This window comes from Daejeonella oryzae DSM 19973, from assembly GCF_000422945.1.
GTDB lineage: Bacteria > Bacteroidota > Bacteroidia > Sphingobacteriales > Sphingobacteriaceae > Daejeonella > Daejeonella oryzae.
Genome location: NZ_AUHA01000008.1, coordinates 16,757 through 35,507, shown reverse-complemented (window position 1 = coordinate 35,507; position 18,751 = coordinate 16,757). Strand labels below are relative to the sequence as shown.

The following is an 18,751-nucleotide window of genomic DNA, read 5'->3' as shown; positions in this document are numbered from 1 at the left end:
CATGGATTTCCAAAGAAAAAGATTTCAACGAATGGGGGGTTTGCACTATCCTTACCAAATATTTTTTCTGAATTTTCCAAAAACTCCCAGCGGGAGTTTGCAGCCTGATTTAGCCTGCAGATACAGTTCGCCAGTTTCCAGATTTTGAACGCGGGGCAATGATGAACGGATCAGGTTTTCAACAATAACCGACGAAAATCCTAAAGAATAAGTGTTTAAAATTAAGAAATGCTCTTCCTCATCCAGAAGCTGAACCACATCACGCATCATTTCCTGAATGTTATCTTCCAGTTTCCACTTTTCACCATTTGGTCCATGGCCGTAAGCCGGCGGATCCAGGATAATTCCATGGTATTTTTTCCCTCTTTTAAGTTCTCTCTTCACAAATTTTAAGGCATCCTCAACCATCCAGCGAATATTATCCAGTTTGGATAATTCCTGGTTTTCATTTGCCCAGCTAACTACCTGTTTGATAGAATCAACGTGGGTGGTTTCTGCACCTGCGGCACGTGCAGCTAAAGAAGCGCCGCCTGTGTAGGCAAATAAATTCAAAACTTTTGGCTGTTGAGTTTTAAAGCTTTTTATACTTTGGGTAATGTAATCCCAGTTCACAGCCTGCTCGGGGAAGATTCCCAGATGCTTAAATGAAGTTAGTGCAAGACGAAATTTGATACTGATATCCGGGTTATTATAATTGATGTGCCACCGGTCAGGAGTTTTTGCATCTTTTTTAATCCACTCTCCCGAAGTTGCAGAACGGCCCTTAAAACGGATGTGATGGAGTTTGGTCCATTCACTTTCATTGTAAGCTTTTGCCCATACAGCCTGAGGCTCAGGTCTTATCAGGATGACATTGCCAAATCTTTCGAGTTTCTCGAAATCACCGCAATCTATTAATTCGTAATCTTGCCAGTGTTTTGGCGTTAATAACTGAATGCCAGCGTTTCCTGTTAAAGGATTTTGCGAAGTGCTATTCATCGTGGTACTAAATAGTGTTTGGGTGTTATAATTAATTTTTTAGAATTTCGCTTTAGCAGATTCCATAAACTTACTGGCAAATACAAATTCATTCAGCTCCTTGTTATCTGTATGAGCTATTTCTTTGTTAGAGCCTTCCCACCATTTTTCTCCCTGATGAAGGAAAATTATATTTTCTCCAATTCCCATTACCGAGTTCATATCATGAGTTACAATCACAGTAGTGGAATTGTATTCTTCTGTAAGTTCCTGAATCAGCTCATCAATAACAATAGATGTTTTTGGGTCGAGGCCCGAATTAGGTTCATCTACAAAAAGGTATTTTGGGTTCATGGCAATTGCACGTGCAATTCCTACCCTTTTTTTCATACCTCCGGAAAGCTCAGCAGGAAAAAGAAGATTTTTCCCGGCAAGGTTAACCCGTTCCAGACAAAAATTTGCCCGTTCTCTTTTTTCCTTGCGGCTTTGCTCTGTGAACATATTTAGCGGAAACATGATATTTTCTTCTACCGTCATCGAATCGAATAGGGCAGAACCCTGAAAAAGCATTCCAATTTCCGTTCTGATTTCAATCCGGGATTCAAAATTCATCCGTGTGAAATCCCTGCTATCATAAATTACAGATCCTTCTTCGGGTTCGTGAAGTCCAACCATACATTTTAATAATGTAGTTTTACCTGAACCGGATCCGCCAATAATCAGATTACATACGCCCTCCCTGAAAGTGGCAGAAATGCCTTTTAAGACATAATTTTCTCCAAAGTATTTATGAATGTTCTTTACCTCTATCATAATAATAACTGAGCAATAACGTAATCAGAAAAAAGGATCATAATACAGCTGATTACAACTGCCTTGGTGCTTGATTGTCCAACTTCCAAAGCACCGCCATTAGTGTAAAATCCCTGGTAAGCAGAAACGGTAACGATAATAAAAGCAAATATCACCGATTTTACCATCGATACAGTAAATGTAAATGGAATAAAATCAGTAGTCAGTCCATTGATAAAATCCTGGGAAGACACAGCTCCAGAAGCGGTTCCTGCAAGATAACCTCCCATAATACTCAGGCTAATAGAAATAATAACCAGCAATGGAATAGTGGTTACTGCTCCGATAATTTTTGGCAGAATCAGATATCCCGGTGAGTTAATTCCCATGATTTCTAATGCATCTATTTGCTCGGTAACACGCATGGTGCCAATTTGGGAAGCCACACTTGAGCCTACCTTTCCGGCTAATACAATAGCGGATATAGTAGGACTAAGTTCCAAAATGGACGAATCTCTTACAATTCCGCCAATTACCGATTTTGGAATTAAATCGCTGACAAGCTGGAAAGCTGTTTGAACGGTAGTTACCGCTCCAAGAAAAACAGAAATGATAGCAATAATTCCGAGGGAACCAACGCCTATATAGTTCATTTCTTTAAAGATTTCTTTGCGATAGATATTCCATTTTTCCGGCCTGCGGAATGCTGCTTTTAACAGTAAAATATATTTACCAAGGGGATGAAAGATCATTAACTGAATATTATACTCGTGAGATTATGCAATTATAATACAAAATAATCATCTGTATTCCTGTTTTGGTTAAAAAACCCGTATTTAGCTCTGTTCAATACTGAGCTTTCCATCCCCGGATTCCTTTAAATTGTTAAATTTAAATCATGAATGCAATTGTAACTGGTGCAACCAAAGGCATAGGACGAGCTGTTTCCCTGCAGCTTGCAGCCAATAATTATAATCTCGCTTTATGTTCGCGGAACAGTACTGACCTGGAAAGATTTAAAAAGGAAATCCTTGAATTATATCCCGCAATAAACATTTTAACATTTAAGGCAGATTTTGAAATTGAAGCGGAAGTGCAGGCGTTTGCGCAGTATGTTGCTTCTGGTTTTTCCTTTACAGATGTTCTTGTAAATAATGCAGGTCTGTTCATTCCTTCTGCCTTGCTGGATGAAGATGATAGCGCTTTAGAACGCCAAATGCAAATCAACGTTAAGGCCCCGCAGATTCTAAGCAAGTTTTTTGGCAGAAAAATGAGGGAGGAAGGAAAAGGACATATATTTAATATATGTTCTGTTGCCAGTATAAACCCGGCAGAAAATGCAGGTTCTTATAGTGTAACTAAGTTTGCTCTGCTTGGTCTAACCAGGGTATTGAGAATGGAGCTAATGAAATATGGTGTTAAAGTAACCGCTATTTTACCCGGCTCTACTTTAACCAGTTCATGGGAGGGGACTTCAATTCCGGCCGAGAGGTTTGTGGATCCTGAAGATGTAGCTTCTGCCCTGATAAATTCTTTGAAAATGAGTGCAGGTGCCAATACAGATGAAATTGTAATTACACCCTCCAGAGGAGATGTTTAATTCATATTTTCAAAATCAGGCTTCCGGCAAATTAGTTTTACCGATTATATCAGGTTGTTTACCGAGAACTCTATAGCCCCTGCCTATTTGATATTGTCTCTGATGACTTCTCCTCATACATTTGAACTATCAATTAATGATTATTCAGAAACATTTAATTTAAACCAATCAATCTTATAATAATGGAAAAGAAACTTCAGCGGAACGAACAGGAAAAAGTCCTTGCCGGCGTATGTGCCGGACTTGCAGATTATTTTGATGTAGATGTAACATGGGTACGAATTGCCTTTGTGGTAGCAACATTAGCCGGTGCTTCAGGTTTTCTGGCTTATATCATACTTTGGATAGCTGTGCCGGTAAAACCATTTAACTACAAATCATACAACGCCGATTACCGGGTTTATGAAGATAAAGCGCCGGGTTATGTGCCTGATTTAAATGAGCCGGGTATGGCTTCGGCTTTAAAACCCCGCAAAAGCAACAGTGGAAGAATGATTGTTGGCTTGTTAATGATAATTTTTGGAGCCTTCTTCCTTTTGGATCAGTTTAATTTTATTCCCTATTGGTTTGATTTCGAAAAACTATGGCCATTGGTGTTCATCGTCCCCGGAATTTTATTAATTACCAAAGCAGGTAAAAAAGAATCCCACAAAGATGTTGTTAATGAAAACACAGCCTGGGAAGCAAAGGCCGAAACTTCAACAACCACAACCTCTACAACTGTAGTAAGTACAGAACAACCAACGACAGTGATTAAAACTGCAGATGATCAGCCTTCAGTTAATCCAAATGCAACTAACTCAACCAACACAGATCAGACATTATAATAATTATGAAAACAGAAAAAATAGTTTGGGGACTTTTATTTGTATTTATCGGAGCGATATTCCTGCTTGATAATTATAATGTAATAGATTTTTATTGGAGATCAGTATGGAGATTATGGCCTTTGATGTTTATTGTTATAGGTACCAATATGTTATTCAATAAAGATGATAACAAATACGGGCCAATCATAGCCGGCCTGATCACACTTTTTGCTTTAGCACTAATAACTTACCAGGGAACCCGCCCGCTTTCTGAGCAGCACAAATGGTCATTTAAATATGATACCGATGATGAGGAGAATAATTCATCCTCAGATAAAGATCTCGGCGGTGCAAACCTGTTTTCAGAACCATTTTCCGCAAGTACAAGCCGGGCAGAATTAAATATTAAGGGTGGTGCAACAAGCTATAATCTGAATGATACTACTTCAAATTTATTTGATGCCAGCGTAAGCCAAAATTCTGGAGCGTACACTCTCGAAAAAAGCAGCAGAGATTCTATGGAAATTCTTACTTTCCGGATGAGAGATAGAAAAGGCAATTGGAATATGAAAGGAATGGATGGAAACGATGCTGATTTGAAATTAAATACAAAACCTGTTTGGAATATTAACTTAGAAATGGGGGCTGGAACAGCAGACTTTGATCTTACAGCTTTTAAAATCAATGATGTGAAGTTAAAAGGTGGTGCGGCTTCCTTTAAAATAAAAATGCCTGAGCCCCTCACCATTTCCAATGTTGATGTCGAAACCGGTGTTGCTGAAGTTGAAATCAGTATTCCCACATCTGCCGGATGTCGCATTAAAGTAGAAACGGGTTTATCTTCAAGGGATTTCTCGGGATTCACAAAACAGTCAGACGGATCATATATTACATCTAATTATGATTCTTCAGCTAAAAAAATCATGATCAATCTTAAAGGCGGACTCTCCGAATTTAATGTGAACAGATATTAAATATGAGTTTATATTATGTGGTAATAAATGGCAAACCGGCAGGTCCTTACAAGGAAGACGAATTAAAAAATCTAAAAATCATGCCGGGGACATTTATTAAAACCAGCGAAATGGATGATTTTAAAGAAGCTCACGAAGTGCCCGCACTTCGCGGGCTTTTTGGCTGGAATGAAATTGCTGTCGCCCCGCAGTACTTTGCCTCCATGGATATTCGTTTGCTTGCCGTAATTATAGATTATTTTATCCTTTTCGGGATTTATATCATCCTGGCTTCTGTGGTTATTGCTTTTATTGATGAACGAGATCTGCGGATTTTAATATCCTTATCAGGCCTGGCCATAATTCCGATTGTAAAAATATTCTATGCCTCATATATGGAAGCCTCTGCCCGCCAGGGAACTTTTGGAAAGGTATTAATGTCTGTTAAGGTATGCGATGAAAATGGTTCTAGAATAACACCTGGCCGCTCAGTAATCAGAAATTTTTCTAAAATACTGTCTGTAGCTACTTTAGGCATAGGGTATATTATTGGCTTTTTTGATAAGCGGCAGCAATGTCTTCATGATAAAATCGCCGGAACATTGGTAAGAAAAGAGCGGCTGATCTGATAAATACAGATTACTAAACGGCTCTCTCAAAACAAATGAGCTTTTTCTATTCTCCGAAAATCTCCGGGTAAAATGAAATATGTATTTTTGAAAAATTTTATCCGTTTGCATGAACCCAGAAGCTGTAAAGATATTAGAAGGCCGATATTGTAATTCACTGTCAAATTATTCCCGGTTTTTAACACGTGAGGTCGCTATTGGCGATATTGCAATGGGCGGAAATAATCCGATCAGAATCCAGAGTATGACTACTACAGATACTATGGATACGCTGGGAACTGTTGAACAAACTATTCGCATGGTAGAAGCAGGTTGTGATTATGTTCGCATTACTGCTCCCAGTGTTAAAGAAGCGCAAAATCTCGCTAATATTAAAAAAGAACTTCGCTTACGCGGATATAATGTTCCCTTAATTGCCGATATTCATTTTACTCCAAATGCAGCCGAAGTGGCTGCCCGTATTGTAGAAAAAGTGAGGGTGAATCCGGGTAATTATGCTGATAAAAAGAAATTTGAAAATTTTGAATATTCAAGCACCGAATATCGGGCGGAACTTGACCGTATTTATAAAAAATTTACCCCGCTTGTAAAAGTTTGTAAAGAATATGGTACGGCTATGCGCATAGGCACTAACCATGGCTCTTTATCCGACCGTATTATGAGCCATTACGGCGATACACCCCAGGGAATGGTGGAGTCGGCGATGGAATTTATGCGAATGTGCCAGGATCTGAATTTTTACAATCTGGTAGTTTCTATGAAAGCAAGTAACCCGCAGGTGATGGTTCAGGCTTATCGTTTACTGGTTGAAACCATGGTTAAAGAGGGTATGAATTATCCTTTACACCTGGGCGTAACCGAAGCAGGTGATGGCGAAGACGGTCGCATAAAATCTGCTGTGGGTATCGGCACATTGCTGGAAGATGGTTTGGGCGATACAATTCGGGTTTCTTTAACGGAGGATCCTGAATTCGAGGCTCCGGTTGCCATCGCGTTAGCAAACAGATATACCGGCCGCCAATTAAATGCTGTTGATGTTAATTTGAATAGTAAATCTGATAATCAATTAATTCATTCCGGAGAAGGCTTTAGTCCTTATTCTTATAATCGTCGGCACACAACAGAATTAAACACCTTTATTGGAGGGCATCAGGTTCCAAGAGTAATTATTGATATATCTTCCCAAAATCTAAAAGATCCGGCTGTTTTATCTGCTGTTGGATATTTATATTCTCCTTTGCTCGACAAATATAGCATGGCCGAGCAGTCTACAGATTTTGTGTATCTGGCAGATCAGCTGCCTTCTTTTTCATTGCCCGGCAATCTTAAACATTTATATAATTATACTACCTGGATTTTAATTTCTGATAAATCAAACTGTCATCCTCTTTTCGGATTGCAGGAATATATTAAAGCTGAGGTTCGTTGCTCATCGTTAAATCTGGTAAAAATTTCTTCGGCAGATTTAGATACAGAGCTTTTTAGTCAACTCCCTATCGATAATACATTGGTATTTGTGCTTGAAACAACTTCTCAAAATGCCATGGCCGATCAGCGCCAGGCTTTTCTGAAAATGACTGAAATGGGCTTGGAAATGCCGGTTATTATTCACAGAAGTTATAAGGTTGGTGTAGAAGATTTACAGAAGAAAAACTTAAAATCCACAATATCAAATCTTACTTCTGTAGAAGATTTTCAATTATACGCAGCAACTGATCTTGGGGGATTATTAATTGATGGCTTTGGAGACGGCATTTGGGCGGATGCACCCGATATTTCCCTGCCAAGCATACTTTCAACCTCTTTCGGGATTTTGCAGGCAACCCGTTCGCGAATATCAAAAACCGAGTATATTTCATGTCCGAGTTGCGGAAGAACATTATTCGACCTGCAAATTACAACCCAAATGATCCGTAATCGTACAGATCATCTAAAAGGTTTAAAAATCGCAATTATGGGATGTATAGTTAATGGTCCGGGCGAAATGGCAGATGCAGATTATGGATATGTTGGAACCGGACCTGGAAAAATTACACTCTATCGCGGCAGGGATGTAGTGAAGAAAAATGTTAACTCAGATGACGCACTAGATGAATTGATCGGCATTATCCGCGAAGACGGTAACTGGATAGAACTGGAAGAAGTAGGGATTTAATGTCCATCTCTCTCAATTTGAGAAAATTCTTTCTTTAAGAAATCCACACTTTTTTTACAAACCTCCATCATTTGTTCAGGCAGTTCGGTTTCAGTAAATGGATGAGAGGCGCCGAAAACATGATTTGCCCCGTCAATTATTCGCAGTTCTGCCTGTGCATTCTGTAATTTAAGAAGTTCTGCTTTTTCCGGCTGCACATTTTCGTCAGCATCTCCATGGATAATCAGCCAGGGTTTTGTTAGCTTCTGAGCAGCTTTCAGTATATTATACTCCATGTGATGTTTTTGCAGATCATATAGAAGATCTACTTTTAAGGGAGTGTTTTGTTTAGTGCGGGTATTGAATGTAAATATAACTCCCTTTTCACGCCATTCTTTTACCTGTTCACGCTTCCATAAACTTGAAAATTCGGCAATTGAAGCCCATGTGATCAGTTTTTTGATTCGGCTATCTTTTTCTGCCTGAATAATACTTAATCCGCCTCCCCGGCTGTGGCCAATTAGATAAAGCATTTTACCTGCTTCAAAATCTTTTCCACTGCAGGCATAAGAAATAACCTGATCGAGATCATAAAACTCTTTCGTAAATGTATTATCGCTGAAAGCACCCAGATCTGCAAATTCCGAAGGCTGATCCGGCGTAGTTCCGTTATGAGAAAAATTAAATTTCAGAAATCTTAATCCGTTTTCAGCAAAATACTGAGCTGCCAGATTATGTGTTCCCCAATCTTTAAATCCTTTAAATCCGTGCACAAATATGACCAGTGGAGCACTTAAATGAGAAGTGTGGCTTGTCAGGTCCATTAGCATGGGCTTATTTGCAGATCCGGGGATGCAGAAAGTTTGTTTTATAATCATAAATTGCTAACAGTTAACTTGGTTTCTTGTGTGAACATAGGCCCAAAGAATAAGAAATCCCTGCATGACCAATCTGATCCACGCAATTGTTACCGTGATTTGTAAAGCACCCATTTCAAAAGGAGCTTTTTGAATCATGTAAATATGCGCCGGAATAAAACATATTAGTAAAATAATAATTCCCCATGCGGAAAATTTTCTGGTTTTGGATATCAGAAGGCTAAACCCGAGGATTATTTCGATAATGCCTGATGCAATATTAATAAATACCGGATAAGGAAAATATGAAGGAATCAGCAAAAGATAAGTATCCGGATTTCTGAAATGATTGAGGCCGGCCAGAATAAATAAACACCCTAAAATGATCCAGCTCATTTTTAATAATAAGTTCATTTTCTAATTTCGCAATTATATCAGCATGGGCATATTTACCGCATTATTTATAACCTTTCTAAATACTTCTGTTTTACAGAGGGGTGACACGTGCGAAATGCCTTATTGATTACTTTTGTTGCGGTTTTTACATAGAAGATACAGTACTTGAAAGATTTAAAAGTCATAGCGTTTACCCATAAACACATCGACCTTAAAGAGTTAGGAAAATTTGTAATTTGTAATGAGACTCTTGAGGGTAAACTTCAAACTGTCAAGTTGAAATTTGACATTCCCGAAATCTTTTACATTGGTACATGTAATCGTGTAGAGTTTGTTTTTACAACCTCATTAGATATAACTCCTGAGTTTATAAAGGAATTTATCCGGACACTGAATTTTTGTGTTGCAGATGAAAAACTGGAGGATTTTTCAAAGCAGGTTTTAATATATGAATCAGAAGAAGCATTAAATCATCTTCTACGTATTTCATGTTCATTGGAAAGTTTGGTTGTTGGAGAAAAAGAAATTCTGGCCCAGGTGCGTAAAGCTTACACTACCTGTAAAGATGCCGGTTTTACCGGAGATTATCTTCGTTTGATCATGAACAGGGTAGTTAAAACTGCTAAGGAAGTTTATACTCATACCAATATTTCCCGCAACCCTATCTCTGTAGTTTCTTTAGCTTATCGCATGCTTAAAGAAGTTAACATGTGCCACAAAGCACGTATTTTAATTATCGGAGCAGGAGAGACTAACCGCAATATTTCTAAATATCTTCAGAAACATAAATATTCAAACTTCGCTATATTCAACCGCACCCGTTCTAAAGCAGAATCTTTAGCTGCTGATCTGAACGGCCAGGCCTATGATCTGGAAGATTTGAAAACTTATAAAAATGGCTTTGATGTAATTATAACCTGTACCAGTTCTGTTGAGCCTATAATTACAAATGAAATTTATCAGTCGTTACTTAATGGTGATACAGATAAAAAAGTGATTGTTGATTTGGCCGTGCCTAATGATACTGCAGCCAATGTTCTGGAAAATAATCCGGTTCATTTTATAGAAGTGCATAGTTTGCAGGAAATTGCCAATAAAAATCTGCAGGTGCGTTATGATGAACTTATTCATGCCGAGCGTATTATACAGGAGAATATCCTTGAATTCAGGCCAATTTTAAAACAGCGCCGCGTGGAAATAGCCATGCGTGAAGTTCCAGAAAAGATAAAGGAGATTAAGAAATTTGCAATGAATTCTATTTTCGCTAATGATCTTGAAGCTTTGGATGATGATTCACGACAGGTTTTAGAAAAGATTATTAATTACATGGAAAAGAAATACATCAGTGTACCAATGATCATAGCAAAAGATATCCTGGTAAAAAATGTAAATTCCTGAGCGGCGGAATCTTCTTTTTTGATAATTATTCTACTATATCTATGTTTGGCTTAATTGTATGCCAAACAATTTTTTTTATAAAGTGACAAGAAATATAATCATCGGAACGCGTGGGAGCGACCTGGCCCTTTGGCAAGCTAATTTTGTTAAATCTCAGTTATCAGAATTGGGATTGGAGGCAGAGCTGAAAATCATTAAAACGCAGGGCGATAGAATTGTGAACCTTAGTTTTGATAAACTTGAAGGAAAAGGTTTTTTTACTAAAGAACTCGAAGATGAATTAATTGCCGGAACTATAGATTTGGCCGTTCATTCGCATAAAGATCTTCCAACAAATCATCCTCCCGGACTGATAATCGCTGCCGTTTCAAAACGCGAAGATCCTTCAGAATTACTGCTGATATTAAAAGATTGTGTTGATCTTCAACACAAATTTTCTGTAAAATTCGGCGGAATGGTTGGAACTTCCTCCAATCGGCGTAAGGCTCAGTTATTAGCCGTTCGCCCTGATTTTGAGATTGAGGAACTGCGGGGAAATGTTCCTACCCGAATTCAAAAACTTCGGAATGAAGATTACGATGCAATTATGCTGGCAAAAGCCGGAGTAGAGCGTTTGGGAATTGATCTTTCTGAGTTTCATGTTGAAGAAATTGATCCTACAGAATTGGTTCCGGCTCCTGCACAGGGCGTATTGGCTATTCAAATCCGCGAAAGCGATACTGAATTGTTTGAAAAACTTCAGCCAATGAATCACCCGGATGTTGCCCAGGAAATTGCTGTTGAGCGTAAGGTGTTGAACATGTTTGATGGCGGATGCCACATGCCGCTAGGCAGTTACTGCCGTAAAGATAACGGACTTTTCCAGGTTTGGACTTCAAAGGCCAATGAAGGTGATGAATTCCCGGATCGCTTGTTTATAGAGGCATCCTGCACCGAAGGTTTAGCTGAAAAAATAGTTTCTAAATTTTCTCCTGATCGGAAATTCCCGAAAACAGTTTTTGTAACCCGCGAATTGCCCGAAAGCAGTTATCTGCGCAAAGCGATGCAAAAACATTCTATAGAGATCGAAGATCGCTCGCTCATTAAAACTTATCCTATTATCAATAAACTTGATCCTTTTATTCTTAGAAATATCGACTGGATATTTTTCAGCAGTAAAAATGCGATTGAGTATTTTTTCCAGCTTAATCCAAATTTAGGGAAGAAAGTTAAGTTTGGCGTATTAGGCCGTGCTTCAGAAGATATGCTTCGCCGCTTTGGGAAAACCGCAGCATTTAATGGCGAGAATGAAGGAATTGATACATCAGATATCGCAGAATCATTTGCAGCTCTTGCTAATGGTTCGCATATATTGTTTCCCGGCGCTAAAGAGTCATTGCGTACCGTGCAAAAAGCACTGTCTGCTGAAACCAAAATAATTGATTTGCCCGTTTACGAAACCGTATTGGAGGAGGATGTACCGGCAAGTCTGGCTGAAGTATTGATCTTTACAAGTCCCTCAAATGTGGAAGCTTATTTTGCAGATAATCTGCTGGAGCCCGGTCAAAAAGTGATTTGTATTGGAAATTCCACTGGTAAAAAGTTTGATGAGATGGGAGTGAAGTACATTCTTCCGTTCTCTCCGGATGAGATTGGTTTAGCCGAAGCAGTATTTGGACTGTAATTCTTAAAAAAATATAATTTCCGTAAGGATATCAGATATGTTAATTCGTCCCAGAAGATTAAGAAAAAGCCCGATTATTCGGGAAATGGTTGCTGAAACCCGGCTTTCTAAAGATATGTTCGTTTATCCGTACTTTGTTGTGCCGGGTAAGCAGGTTACGCATGCAATAGATGCCATGCCGGGTATCAGTCATTTTTCGGCTGATACATTACTTAAAGATGTTGAGAAGGGATTGAAGCTGGGAATTAATAAAGTATTATTATTCGGGGTTGGCGAAGATAAAACGGAAGATGCAAGTTCTTCTTTTCATGAAGATTCTATTGTATCGCACGCAGTAAGGGAGCTGAAAAAAGAATTTTCAGAAGATTTATTCGTGATTACGGATGTATGTACATGCGCTTACACTACACATGGTCATTGTGGAATAATGCATGATGATTATGTTCAAAATGACGAAACTGTAGAAATACTTTCTAAAATGGCTTTGTCACATGCCAGAGCAGGCGCAGATATGGTTGCTCCTTCTGACATGATGGATGGCCGTATTCGCGGCATCCGTGAAAAGCTAGATCAGAATGGTTTTCAAAATACCTCCATAATGAGTTACAGCATTAAATTTGCCTCTGCTTATTATGGTCCCTTTCGCGAAGCTGCAGAATCTGCACCCGGAAAAGGTGATCGAAAGGCGTATCAAATGGATTTCAGAAATCCTAATGAAACCATGCGTGAGGCATTTCTGGATGAAGAAGAAGGTGCGGATATTTTGATGGTGAAACCTGCGTTAGCTTATTTGGATGTTATTCATCGTTTAAAGCAGAACACAAATTTACCGGTAGCATGTTACAATGTCTCCGGTGAATATTCGATGGTTAAAGCCGCCGCCAAAAACGGCTGGGTAGATGAACAAAAAGTAATTATGGAAAACATGTATGCTTTTAGCAGGGCCGGGGCCAGTATAATCATTACTTACCATGCCCGCGAGATTTTAGAAAATGGGTGGATGTAATTAAATTCAAAATAAAATTCAAACATATTAATATGCTGAGTTTTTGAGTTTGATTTAGAATTAGAAGTTGAAAAAATGTTAGATTCTTTAAAAAAAATATTTACAGGTTCAGAAGATGAAAAATCAATATCTACCTCAAGCAGGCCGGATATTTCCCGTGAAAAATCGGCTGAACTTTATCAGAAAGCTAAAAATTATTTTCCGGGGGGTGTAAATTCTCCGGTTCGTGCATTTAAATCAGTTTACGGAATACCCTTGTTTATTCAGAAAGGTGATGGCTGTTTTATTTGGGATGCAGATGGAAATCAATTTATAGATTTTTGCGGCTCATGGGGCCCTTTAATATTAGGGCACAATAACGCAAAAATTCGCGAGTCAGTAGGTGAAGTGATGAAAAACGGTATGAGCTTCGGAGCTCCTACTGCTTTAGAAAATGATTTGGCTGAACTTATTCTGAAGAATAATAAACTCATCGAAAAAATACGCTTTACCAGTTCAGGAACTGAAGCGGTTATGTCGGCAATCAGGTTAGCAAGGGGAGTTACCAAAAGGGATAAAATATTAAAATTTGAAGGATGTTACCACGGTCATGTTGATTCATTACTGGTAAAAGCAGGTTCAGGCCTGGTGACTTTTGGAGAAACTTCTTCAGCCGGAATTCCAAAATCATTTGCCGATGAAACCATTGTTGTTTCATTGAATGATAAAGCTGCAGTAGAGCAGGCGTTTGAGCAGTTTAAAGATCAGATTGCTGCTGTTATAATCGAAGGTGTGCCGGCTAATAACGGCCTGCTTATTCAAGATAAGGATTATATTCATTTCCTGAGAGATATTTGTACAAAAGAAGGTTCGCTGCTCATATTTGATGAGGTGATAACCGGATTCCGCCTGGGTTTTGAAGGAGCTGCCAGGTATTATGATATTAAGCCCGACATTATAACTTACGGTAAAATAATTGGAGGAGGTTTACCGGTGGGAATGTATGGAGCTTCAGCTGCTCTGATGAGTAATATTTCTCCGGAAGGTTCTGTATACCAGGCCGGAACTTTATCCGGAAATCCGGTGGCCATGGCTGCAGGAATTGCCCAGCTAACTGAGCTTTTAAAATCCGGATTTTATAAAGATCTGAATAACAAAACATCCGAATTTGTAGAATCTATTCAGCGTTTTGCAACCGCCAGAAATTATAAGTTTAAAGTAAATTCTATTGGATCAATTTTCTGGTTTGCCTTCACAGATAAGGAAACCATTAAAACTTCCGAAGAAATAGATCCGGCTAGCATGGATAAATTTAAACTAATGCACAGGGAATTACTAAACCGGGGCATTTATTTAGGTCCATCAGGTTACGAAGTTGGTTTTGTATCTTCTGCCCATTCTAAAATTGAACTCGAAAAAGCAAAGAGAGCCATTTTCGATAGTCTGGATATTGTTTTCCGCTCAGCAAGGTCAACAGAAGGCGGTACCAGAGGACAAAAACAGGACGAGACGGAATAAGTAACATGAGAAAACCCCTGATCATATTTAATGCATTAATTATTTACGCAGTAGCGCAAATGCTTTGGTGGGGAATTTTGCTTGTAAAAGCTCAGCCCCAAAAATTAGCAATGATCATGGGGGAAACTGCTGTTTTCTTTATGATATTTATGGTGGGTGCATATTACCTTCACCGCACACTGCATAAAGAAAGCAAGTTGCATAATCAGCAGCGCAATTTTCTGCTCTCGGTTACTCATGAATTGAAATCACCATTAGCTTCAATCAAATTATATCTGCAAACTATTCTTAAGCGGGATCTGGATGCGAAGCAACAGCATTATTTTATTAATAATTCATTAAAAGATATCGAAAGGCTGGACGACCTGGTAGAGAATATGCTGCTGGCCACCAAAATTGAAAATCAGTCTTATTCTTTCCCAAAAGAACCTTTTGATTTTTCTGATCTGGTGAAAAAAGTTGCCGACCGGTTACAGGTTCATACCTGCAGTTCGCAAATTATACGTACTGATATTGAAGATAATCTTTCTGTAAGCGGCGATAAATTTGCTTTAACGTCAGTAGTTACCAATTTAATTGAAAATGCTGTGAAATATTCACCGCCATGTGCAGAAGTTAAAGTTAAAGTGTTTTCTAAAAACGGAACAGTTACATTTGAAGTAGCTGATCAGGGCATTGGAATATCTGATCCCGAAAAAACGCGTATTTTTGAAAAATTTTATCGGGTGGGAAGTGAGGATACCAGAAAAACTAAAGGTACAGGATTAGGATTATTTATCGTAAAGCAAGTGCTTGATAAGCATCAGGCGCAAATAAAAGTAAAAAATAACCATCCTTCGGGAACAGTTTTCGAAGTAACACTAAACGCACATGGCAAGTAAACAACGTATTCTATTAGTAGAAGATGAAGATCATCTTCTGGAAGCCATTAAACTGAACCTCGAATTAGAAGGTTACAAAGTATCAACTGCTCAGGACGGCAAAAAGGCGCTCAAAATTTTTAAAGAGGAACGTTTTAATCTGATCATTCTGGATGTAATGTTGCCCGAAATTGATGGATTCCAGGTAGCTGAAACCATTCGTCTTGAAAACTCTGAAGTTCCCATCATGTTCTTAACTGCTAAAAATACAAGCGAAGACCGTGTAATGGGTCTAAAAAAAGGAGCGGATGATTACCTGGTGAAGCCTTTCAATTTGGAGGAATTAATTTTGAGAGTAGGCATCCTGGTAAAAAGAGGTTTAAAAGGTGATGATCTGAAAGAATTAAACTCCTATAAAATTGGTGATAAAACCATCTATTTTAATTCTTTCGAATTGAAAAATGATGATGGAACTATTACCCCTTTAACCAAAAAGGAGACAATGCTGCTTAAATTATTAATTGAGCGGCGTAATGAAGCAGTTTCGCGTGAGCAGATTTTGGAAACTGTATGGAATTATGATGTTTATCCTTCTACCCGTACAATTGATAATTTTATTCTAACATTTAGAAAGTATTTCGAACCGGATCAAAAAAATCCGACTTATTTTCATTCAATCCGCGGCGTGGGTTATAAATTCACGGATAATTCGCAATAATTCATGTTAACAAAAAAGGCCCGATTAGCGGTCATTGCGGTTGCCGTAATTTTAATATTATGGACAGTCTATAAAGAAGTTTATGAAATTTCGGCCATTATTGGTGTTGGTATTGCCTTATTAATCTGGGGATATTTTAGAGAAGGTACAGTAATTATGGCCGCTCGTAAGTTTCATGAAAAAAAATATGACGAGGCTGAAGAACTTTTAAAAGAAATTTCTGATCCTGATAAGTTAAGCAGACATCGCCGGGGTTTTTATGAATTTATATATGGGAATGTAGAATTAAAGCGGTTTAATTATGATGAAGCCGAAAAGCATTTCCAGATTGCGACTAATTTTCCGCTTCGCAATCAAAATGATAAAGCCATAGTGCTGGTTCATTTGGCAAATTTAAATTTGCGTAAAAAGCAACCGGAGCGTGCCAAAGCATATGTTGAAAAAGCGAAGTCTTTAAAAATTACGGCCCGGGTAAAAAACATCATTCAATCAATAGAACAGGAAATTAAAATATAAAACATTGAGTCATCAAAATTTACAGGACAGCCTTTTTTTACGAGCTGCCTTTTCAAAATCAACAGAACGTCCGCCAGTATGGATGATGAGACAAGCCGGAAGATTTATGCCGGAATATTGGGAGATCAAAAATAAATATTCATTTCTCGAAATGTGTAAAACACCGGAGATTGCTGCTGATGTTACCATGCTTCCGGTTGATTTATTAGATATTGACGCAGCCATTTTGTTTTCGGATATCTTAGTTACTGCAGAGGCAATGGGTGGAGATCTGAGTTTTACTCAGGGAATTGGTCCGCGTTTCGCAAATCCTGTACGCAACCAGTCAGATATTGATAATTTACTAACCGATGTGGATGATAAACTTCAGTATGTGGCAGATGCTATCAAGGTTATTCAGCAGCGCTTAAATGGAAAAATTCCTTTAATTGGTTTTGCCGGAGCTCCTTTTACGGTAATGAGCTATTTGGTAGAAGGCGGATCGTCTAAAGATTTTAAGCTGACCAAGTTGATGCTGCATAATCAGCCCGAAATGGCTCACCAGTTATTGTCAAAAATTGCAAAAGTTACTACAGATTATCTCAATCTGCAGATTGAGGCTGGCGTAAATGCCATCCAGATATTTGATAGCTGGGCCATGGCTTTAAGCTGGGATGATTATACCGAATTTTCTCATCGCTACATTCAGGAAATTATTTCTAACCTCAACCGAAAAGATGTTCCGGTTATTTCTTTTTGTAAAGGAAGTTCTGTTTTTGCACCACTGATGGCGCAAACTAAACCCGATGTGATTTCTGTAGACTGGAACGCTGATCTTTTAAATATTAAAAAATCTCTGCCTCAGGGAATTGCTGTTCAGGGAAACCTGGATCCGCATATTTTGTATGCTGATAAAAGTGTAATTAAAAATCGCATACATAAATTATTTGAACGCATGCGAGGCGAGGATGGATTTATCTTTAATCTTGGCCATGGAATTATGCCCGATATCCCTTTTGATAATGTTAAATATGCTGTTAATGTTATTAAAGAATTCAGGTATTAATTTTAAACTCTACAATTCATTACGTTTGAAATTTTCTTCAAAAATATAAGAAGCGAATACCTCAGGGTTGTTCAGTTAATAATATGGCATATTTATACCTCAAGTCAATTCATATAATTTTTGTGGTAAGCTGGATGGCCGGACTATTTTATATCGTCCGGCTATTTGTTTATCACATTGAGGCCAATGATAAAGCTCCTTCTGAACGAACTATTTTGCAAAACCAGTTTGTAATTATGCAACACAAACTGTGGTATTACATTACAACTCCTGCCATGATCTTGTCGGTTTCAGCAGGATTGGGTATGATCTGGCTAAATCCATCTTTGCTGCAGGCGAACTGGATGCTGGTTAAATTAGCTTTTGTAACCGGATTATTAGGATACCATTTTATCTGTCAGCGTATTTTAAATCAGCTTAAAGCGAATATTTTTCTTTGGAGCTCTACGCAATTAAGACTTTGGAATGAAGTAGCAACCATTTTTTTGGTGGCCATCGTTTTTACTGTAATTTTAAAAAGTTCCGTAGAATGGATTTACGGACTCGCAGGATTGGTTTTGTTTGCTGTTATTATTATGACAGCAGTAAAAGTTGTTAAGCGCATCCGGTTAAAGAAATAAATCTTCGCCCTCTTCATAAATCCGGAGTCTGTTTTTTAATTTATTGATCTCTTGCTGCATACTATTTATTTTCTGCAGCAAATGAGTTATGGTATCAATTCCTTCTACATTTATTTCCAGATCATGATGAAGCCTTAAAATCCTTTCAAGCTTTTCAAGCTGATCTTCGTGGATGTATCTGCCTTCGCCGAAAGTTTTAACTTCAATTAAACCGAAGTCTTCCAGGTTTCTGATAAATGAAAATTCAATTTTATGATATGCGCAAAATTCATCTGTTGAAATAAAATCCTCTGTTTGCATG

20 protein-coding genes are annotated in these 18,751 nt (G+C 38.2%); 14 read left to right on the top strand and 6 right to left on the bottom strand.

Annotated elements, in window-relative coordinates:
• Nucleotides 1–51: 51 nt before the first annotated feature.
• From G521_RS0112765 to G521_RS0112755, 3 genes are read right to left on the bottom strand one after another with little or no spacing between them, the layout of a single operon-like run.
• Nucleotides 52–978 carry a class I SAM-dependent methyltransferase gene (locus tag G521_RS0112765; protein ID WP_051189742.1) on the bottom strand — a complete coding sequence of 309 codons (927 nt, stop codon included), beginning with the start codon at nt 976–978 and terminating at the stop codon, nt 52–54.
• A gap of 39 nt (nt 979–1,017) precedes the next feature.
• Entirely contained in the window at nt 1,018–1,770 is a 753-nt protein-coding gene (locus G521_RS0112760; protein ID WP_026898882.1) for an ABC transporter ATP-binding protein, read from the bottom strand.
• Nucleotides 1,767–2,501, bottom strand: a complete 735-nt coding sequence (locus G521_RS0112755; protein WP_026898881.1) for an MlaE family ABC transporter permease — start codon at nt 2,499–2,501, stop codon at nt 1,767–1,769. Before G521_RS0112755 ends, G521_RS0112760 begins: the two co-directional genes overlap by 4 nt.
• A 146-nt stretch (nt 2,502–2,647) precedes the next feature.
• On the opposite strand from G521_RS0112755, the gene G521_RS0112750 reads away from it, so the two are divergent.
• The 5 genes from G521_RS0112750 (at nt 2,648) to ispG (ending at nt 7,895) form a co-directional block, all read left to right on the top strand.
• Entirely contained in the window at nt 2,648–3,349 is a 702-nt protein-coding gene (locus G521_RS0112750; RefSeq protein ID WP_026898880.1) for an SDR family NAD(P)-dependent oxidoreductase, read from the top strand.
• A 182-nt stretch (nt 3,350–3,531) separates the two neighbouring features.
• Nucleotides 3,532–4,176, top strand: coding sequence for a PspC domain-containing protein (locus tag G521_RS17205; protein WP_051189741.1), 645 nt, complete (start codon nt 3,532–3,534; stop codon nt 4,174–4,176).
• A gap of 5 nt (nt 4,177–4,181) precedes the next feature.
• Nucleotides 4,182–5,132, top strand: coding sequence for a LiaF transmembrane domain-containing protein (locus G521_RS0112740; protein ID WP_026898879.1), 951 nt, complete (start codon nt 4,182–4,184; stop codon nt 5,130–5,132).
• Nucleotides 5,133–5,134: 2 nt separating this feature from the next.
• On the top strand, nt 5,135–5,740 hold the full coding sequence (locus G521_RS0112735; RefSeq protein WP_036679311.1) for an RDD family protein: 606 nt from the start codon (nt 5,135–5,137) through the stop codon (nt 5,738–5,740).
• A 109-nt stretch (nt 5,741–5,849) separates the two neighbouring features.
• Complete coding sequence (ispG, locus tag G521_RS0112730; protein ID WP_026898877.1) at nt 5,850–7,895, top strand: (E)-4-hydroxy-3-methylbut-2-enyl-diphosphate synthase; 2,046 nt, start codon at nt 5,850–5,852, stop codon at nt 7,893–7,895.
• Here the strand turns inward: ispG and G521_RS0112725 are convergent.
• Complete coding sequence (locus G521_RS0112725; RefSeq protein WP_026898876.1) at nt 7,892–8,752, bottom strand: alpha/beta hydrolase family protein; 861 nt, start codon at nt 8,750–8,752, stop codon at nt 7,892–7,894. The two genes, ispG and G521_RS0112725, sit on opposite strands and share 4 nt — an antisense overlap.
• Nucleotides 8,753–8,758: 6 nt before the next feature.
• Nucleotides 8,759–9,145, bottom strand: coding sequence for a DoxX family protein (locus G521_RS0112720; RefSeq protein ID WP_026898875.1), 387 nt, complete (start codon nt 9,143–9,145; stop codon nt 8,759–8,761).
• 147 nt (nt 9,146–9,292) lie between these two features.
• Here G521_RS0112720 and hemA point away from each other — a divergent pair, with 147 nt between their 5' ends.
• From hemA to G521_RS0112675, 9 genes are all read left to right on the top strand, one after another.
• Nucleotides 9,293–10,525 carry a glutamyl-tRNA reductase gene (gene hemA, locus G521_RS0112715; protein WP_026898874.1) on the top strand — a complete coding sequence of 411 codons (1,233 nt, stop codon included), beginning with the start codon at nt 9,293–9,295 and terminating at the stop codon, nt 10,523–10,525.
• 82 nt (nt 10,526–10,607) lie between these two features.
• On the top strand, nt 10,608–12,188 hold the full coding sequence (gene hemC, locus G521_RS0112710; RefSeq protein WP_026898873.1) for a hydroxymethylbilane synthase: 1,581 nt from the start codon (nt 10,608–10,610) through the stop codon (nt 12,186–12,188).
• Nucleotides 12,189–12,225: 37 nt separating this feature from the next.
• Nucleotides 12,226–13,194, top strand: coding sequence for a porphobilinogen synthase (gene hemB / locus G521_RS0112705; protein WP_026898872.1), 969 nt, complete (start codon nt 12,226–12,228; stop codon nt 13,192–13,194).
• A 75-nt stretch (nt 13,195–13,269) separates the two neighbouring features.
• Nucleotides 13,270–14,691, top strand: a complete 1,422-nt coding sequence (hemL, locus tag G521_RS17200; protein ID WP_185095051.1) for a glutamate-1-semialdehyde 2,1-aminomutase — start codon at nt 13,270–13,272, stop codon at nt 14,689–14,691.
• Between the two features lie 5 nt (nt 14,692–14,696).
• Nucleotides 14,697–15,572: a sensor histidine kinase gene (locus tag G521_RS0112695; RefSeq protein WP_026898871.1), complete on the top strand. Its 876-nt coding sequence runs from the start codon at nt 14,697–14,699 to the stop codon at nt 15,570–15,572.
• Nucleotides 15,562–16,269 carry a response regulator transcription factor gene (locus tag G521_RS0112690; RefSeq protein WP_026898870.1) on the top strand — a complete coding sequence of 236 codons (708 nt, stop codon included), beginning with the start codon at nt 15,562–15,564 and terminating at the stop codon, nt 16,267–16,269. Before G521_RS0112695 ends, G521_RS0112690 begins: the two co-directional genes overlap by 11 nt.
• Before the next feature lie 3 nt (nt 16,270–16,272).
• The gene (locus G521_RS0112685; RefSeq protein ID WP_026898869.1) at nt 16,273–16,785 is read left to right on the top strand and encodes a hypothetical protein; all 513 of its coding nucleotides are present in this window, start codon (nt 16,273–16,275) and stop codon (nt 16,783–16,785) included.
• A gap of 4 nt (nt 16,786–16,789) precedes the next feature.
• Nucleotides 16,790–17,830, top strand: coding sequence for a uroporphyrinogen decarboxylase (hemE, locus tag G521_RS0112680; RefSeq protein ID WP_026898868.1), 1,041 nt, complete (start codon nt 16,790–16,792; stop codon nt 17,828–17,830).
• Between the two features lie 83 nt (nt 17,831–17,913).
• Complete coding sequence (locus G521_RS0112675; RefSeq protein WP_026898867.1) at nt 17,914–18,450, top strand: CopD family protein; 537 nt, start codon at nt 17,914–17,916, stop codon at nt 18,448–18,450.
• On the opposite strand, the gene G521_RS0112670 is transcribed toward G521_RS0112675, so the two are convergent.
• Nucleotides 18,439–18,750, bottom strand: coding sequence for a chaperone modulator CbpM (locus G521_RS0112670; protein WP_026898866.1), 312 nt, complete (start codon nt 18,748–18,750; stop codon nt 18,439–18,441). The genes G521_RS0112675 and G521_RS0112670 overlap by 12 nt on opposite strands.
• Nucleotide 18,751: the final 1 nt, after the last annotated feature.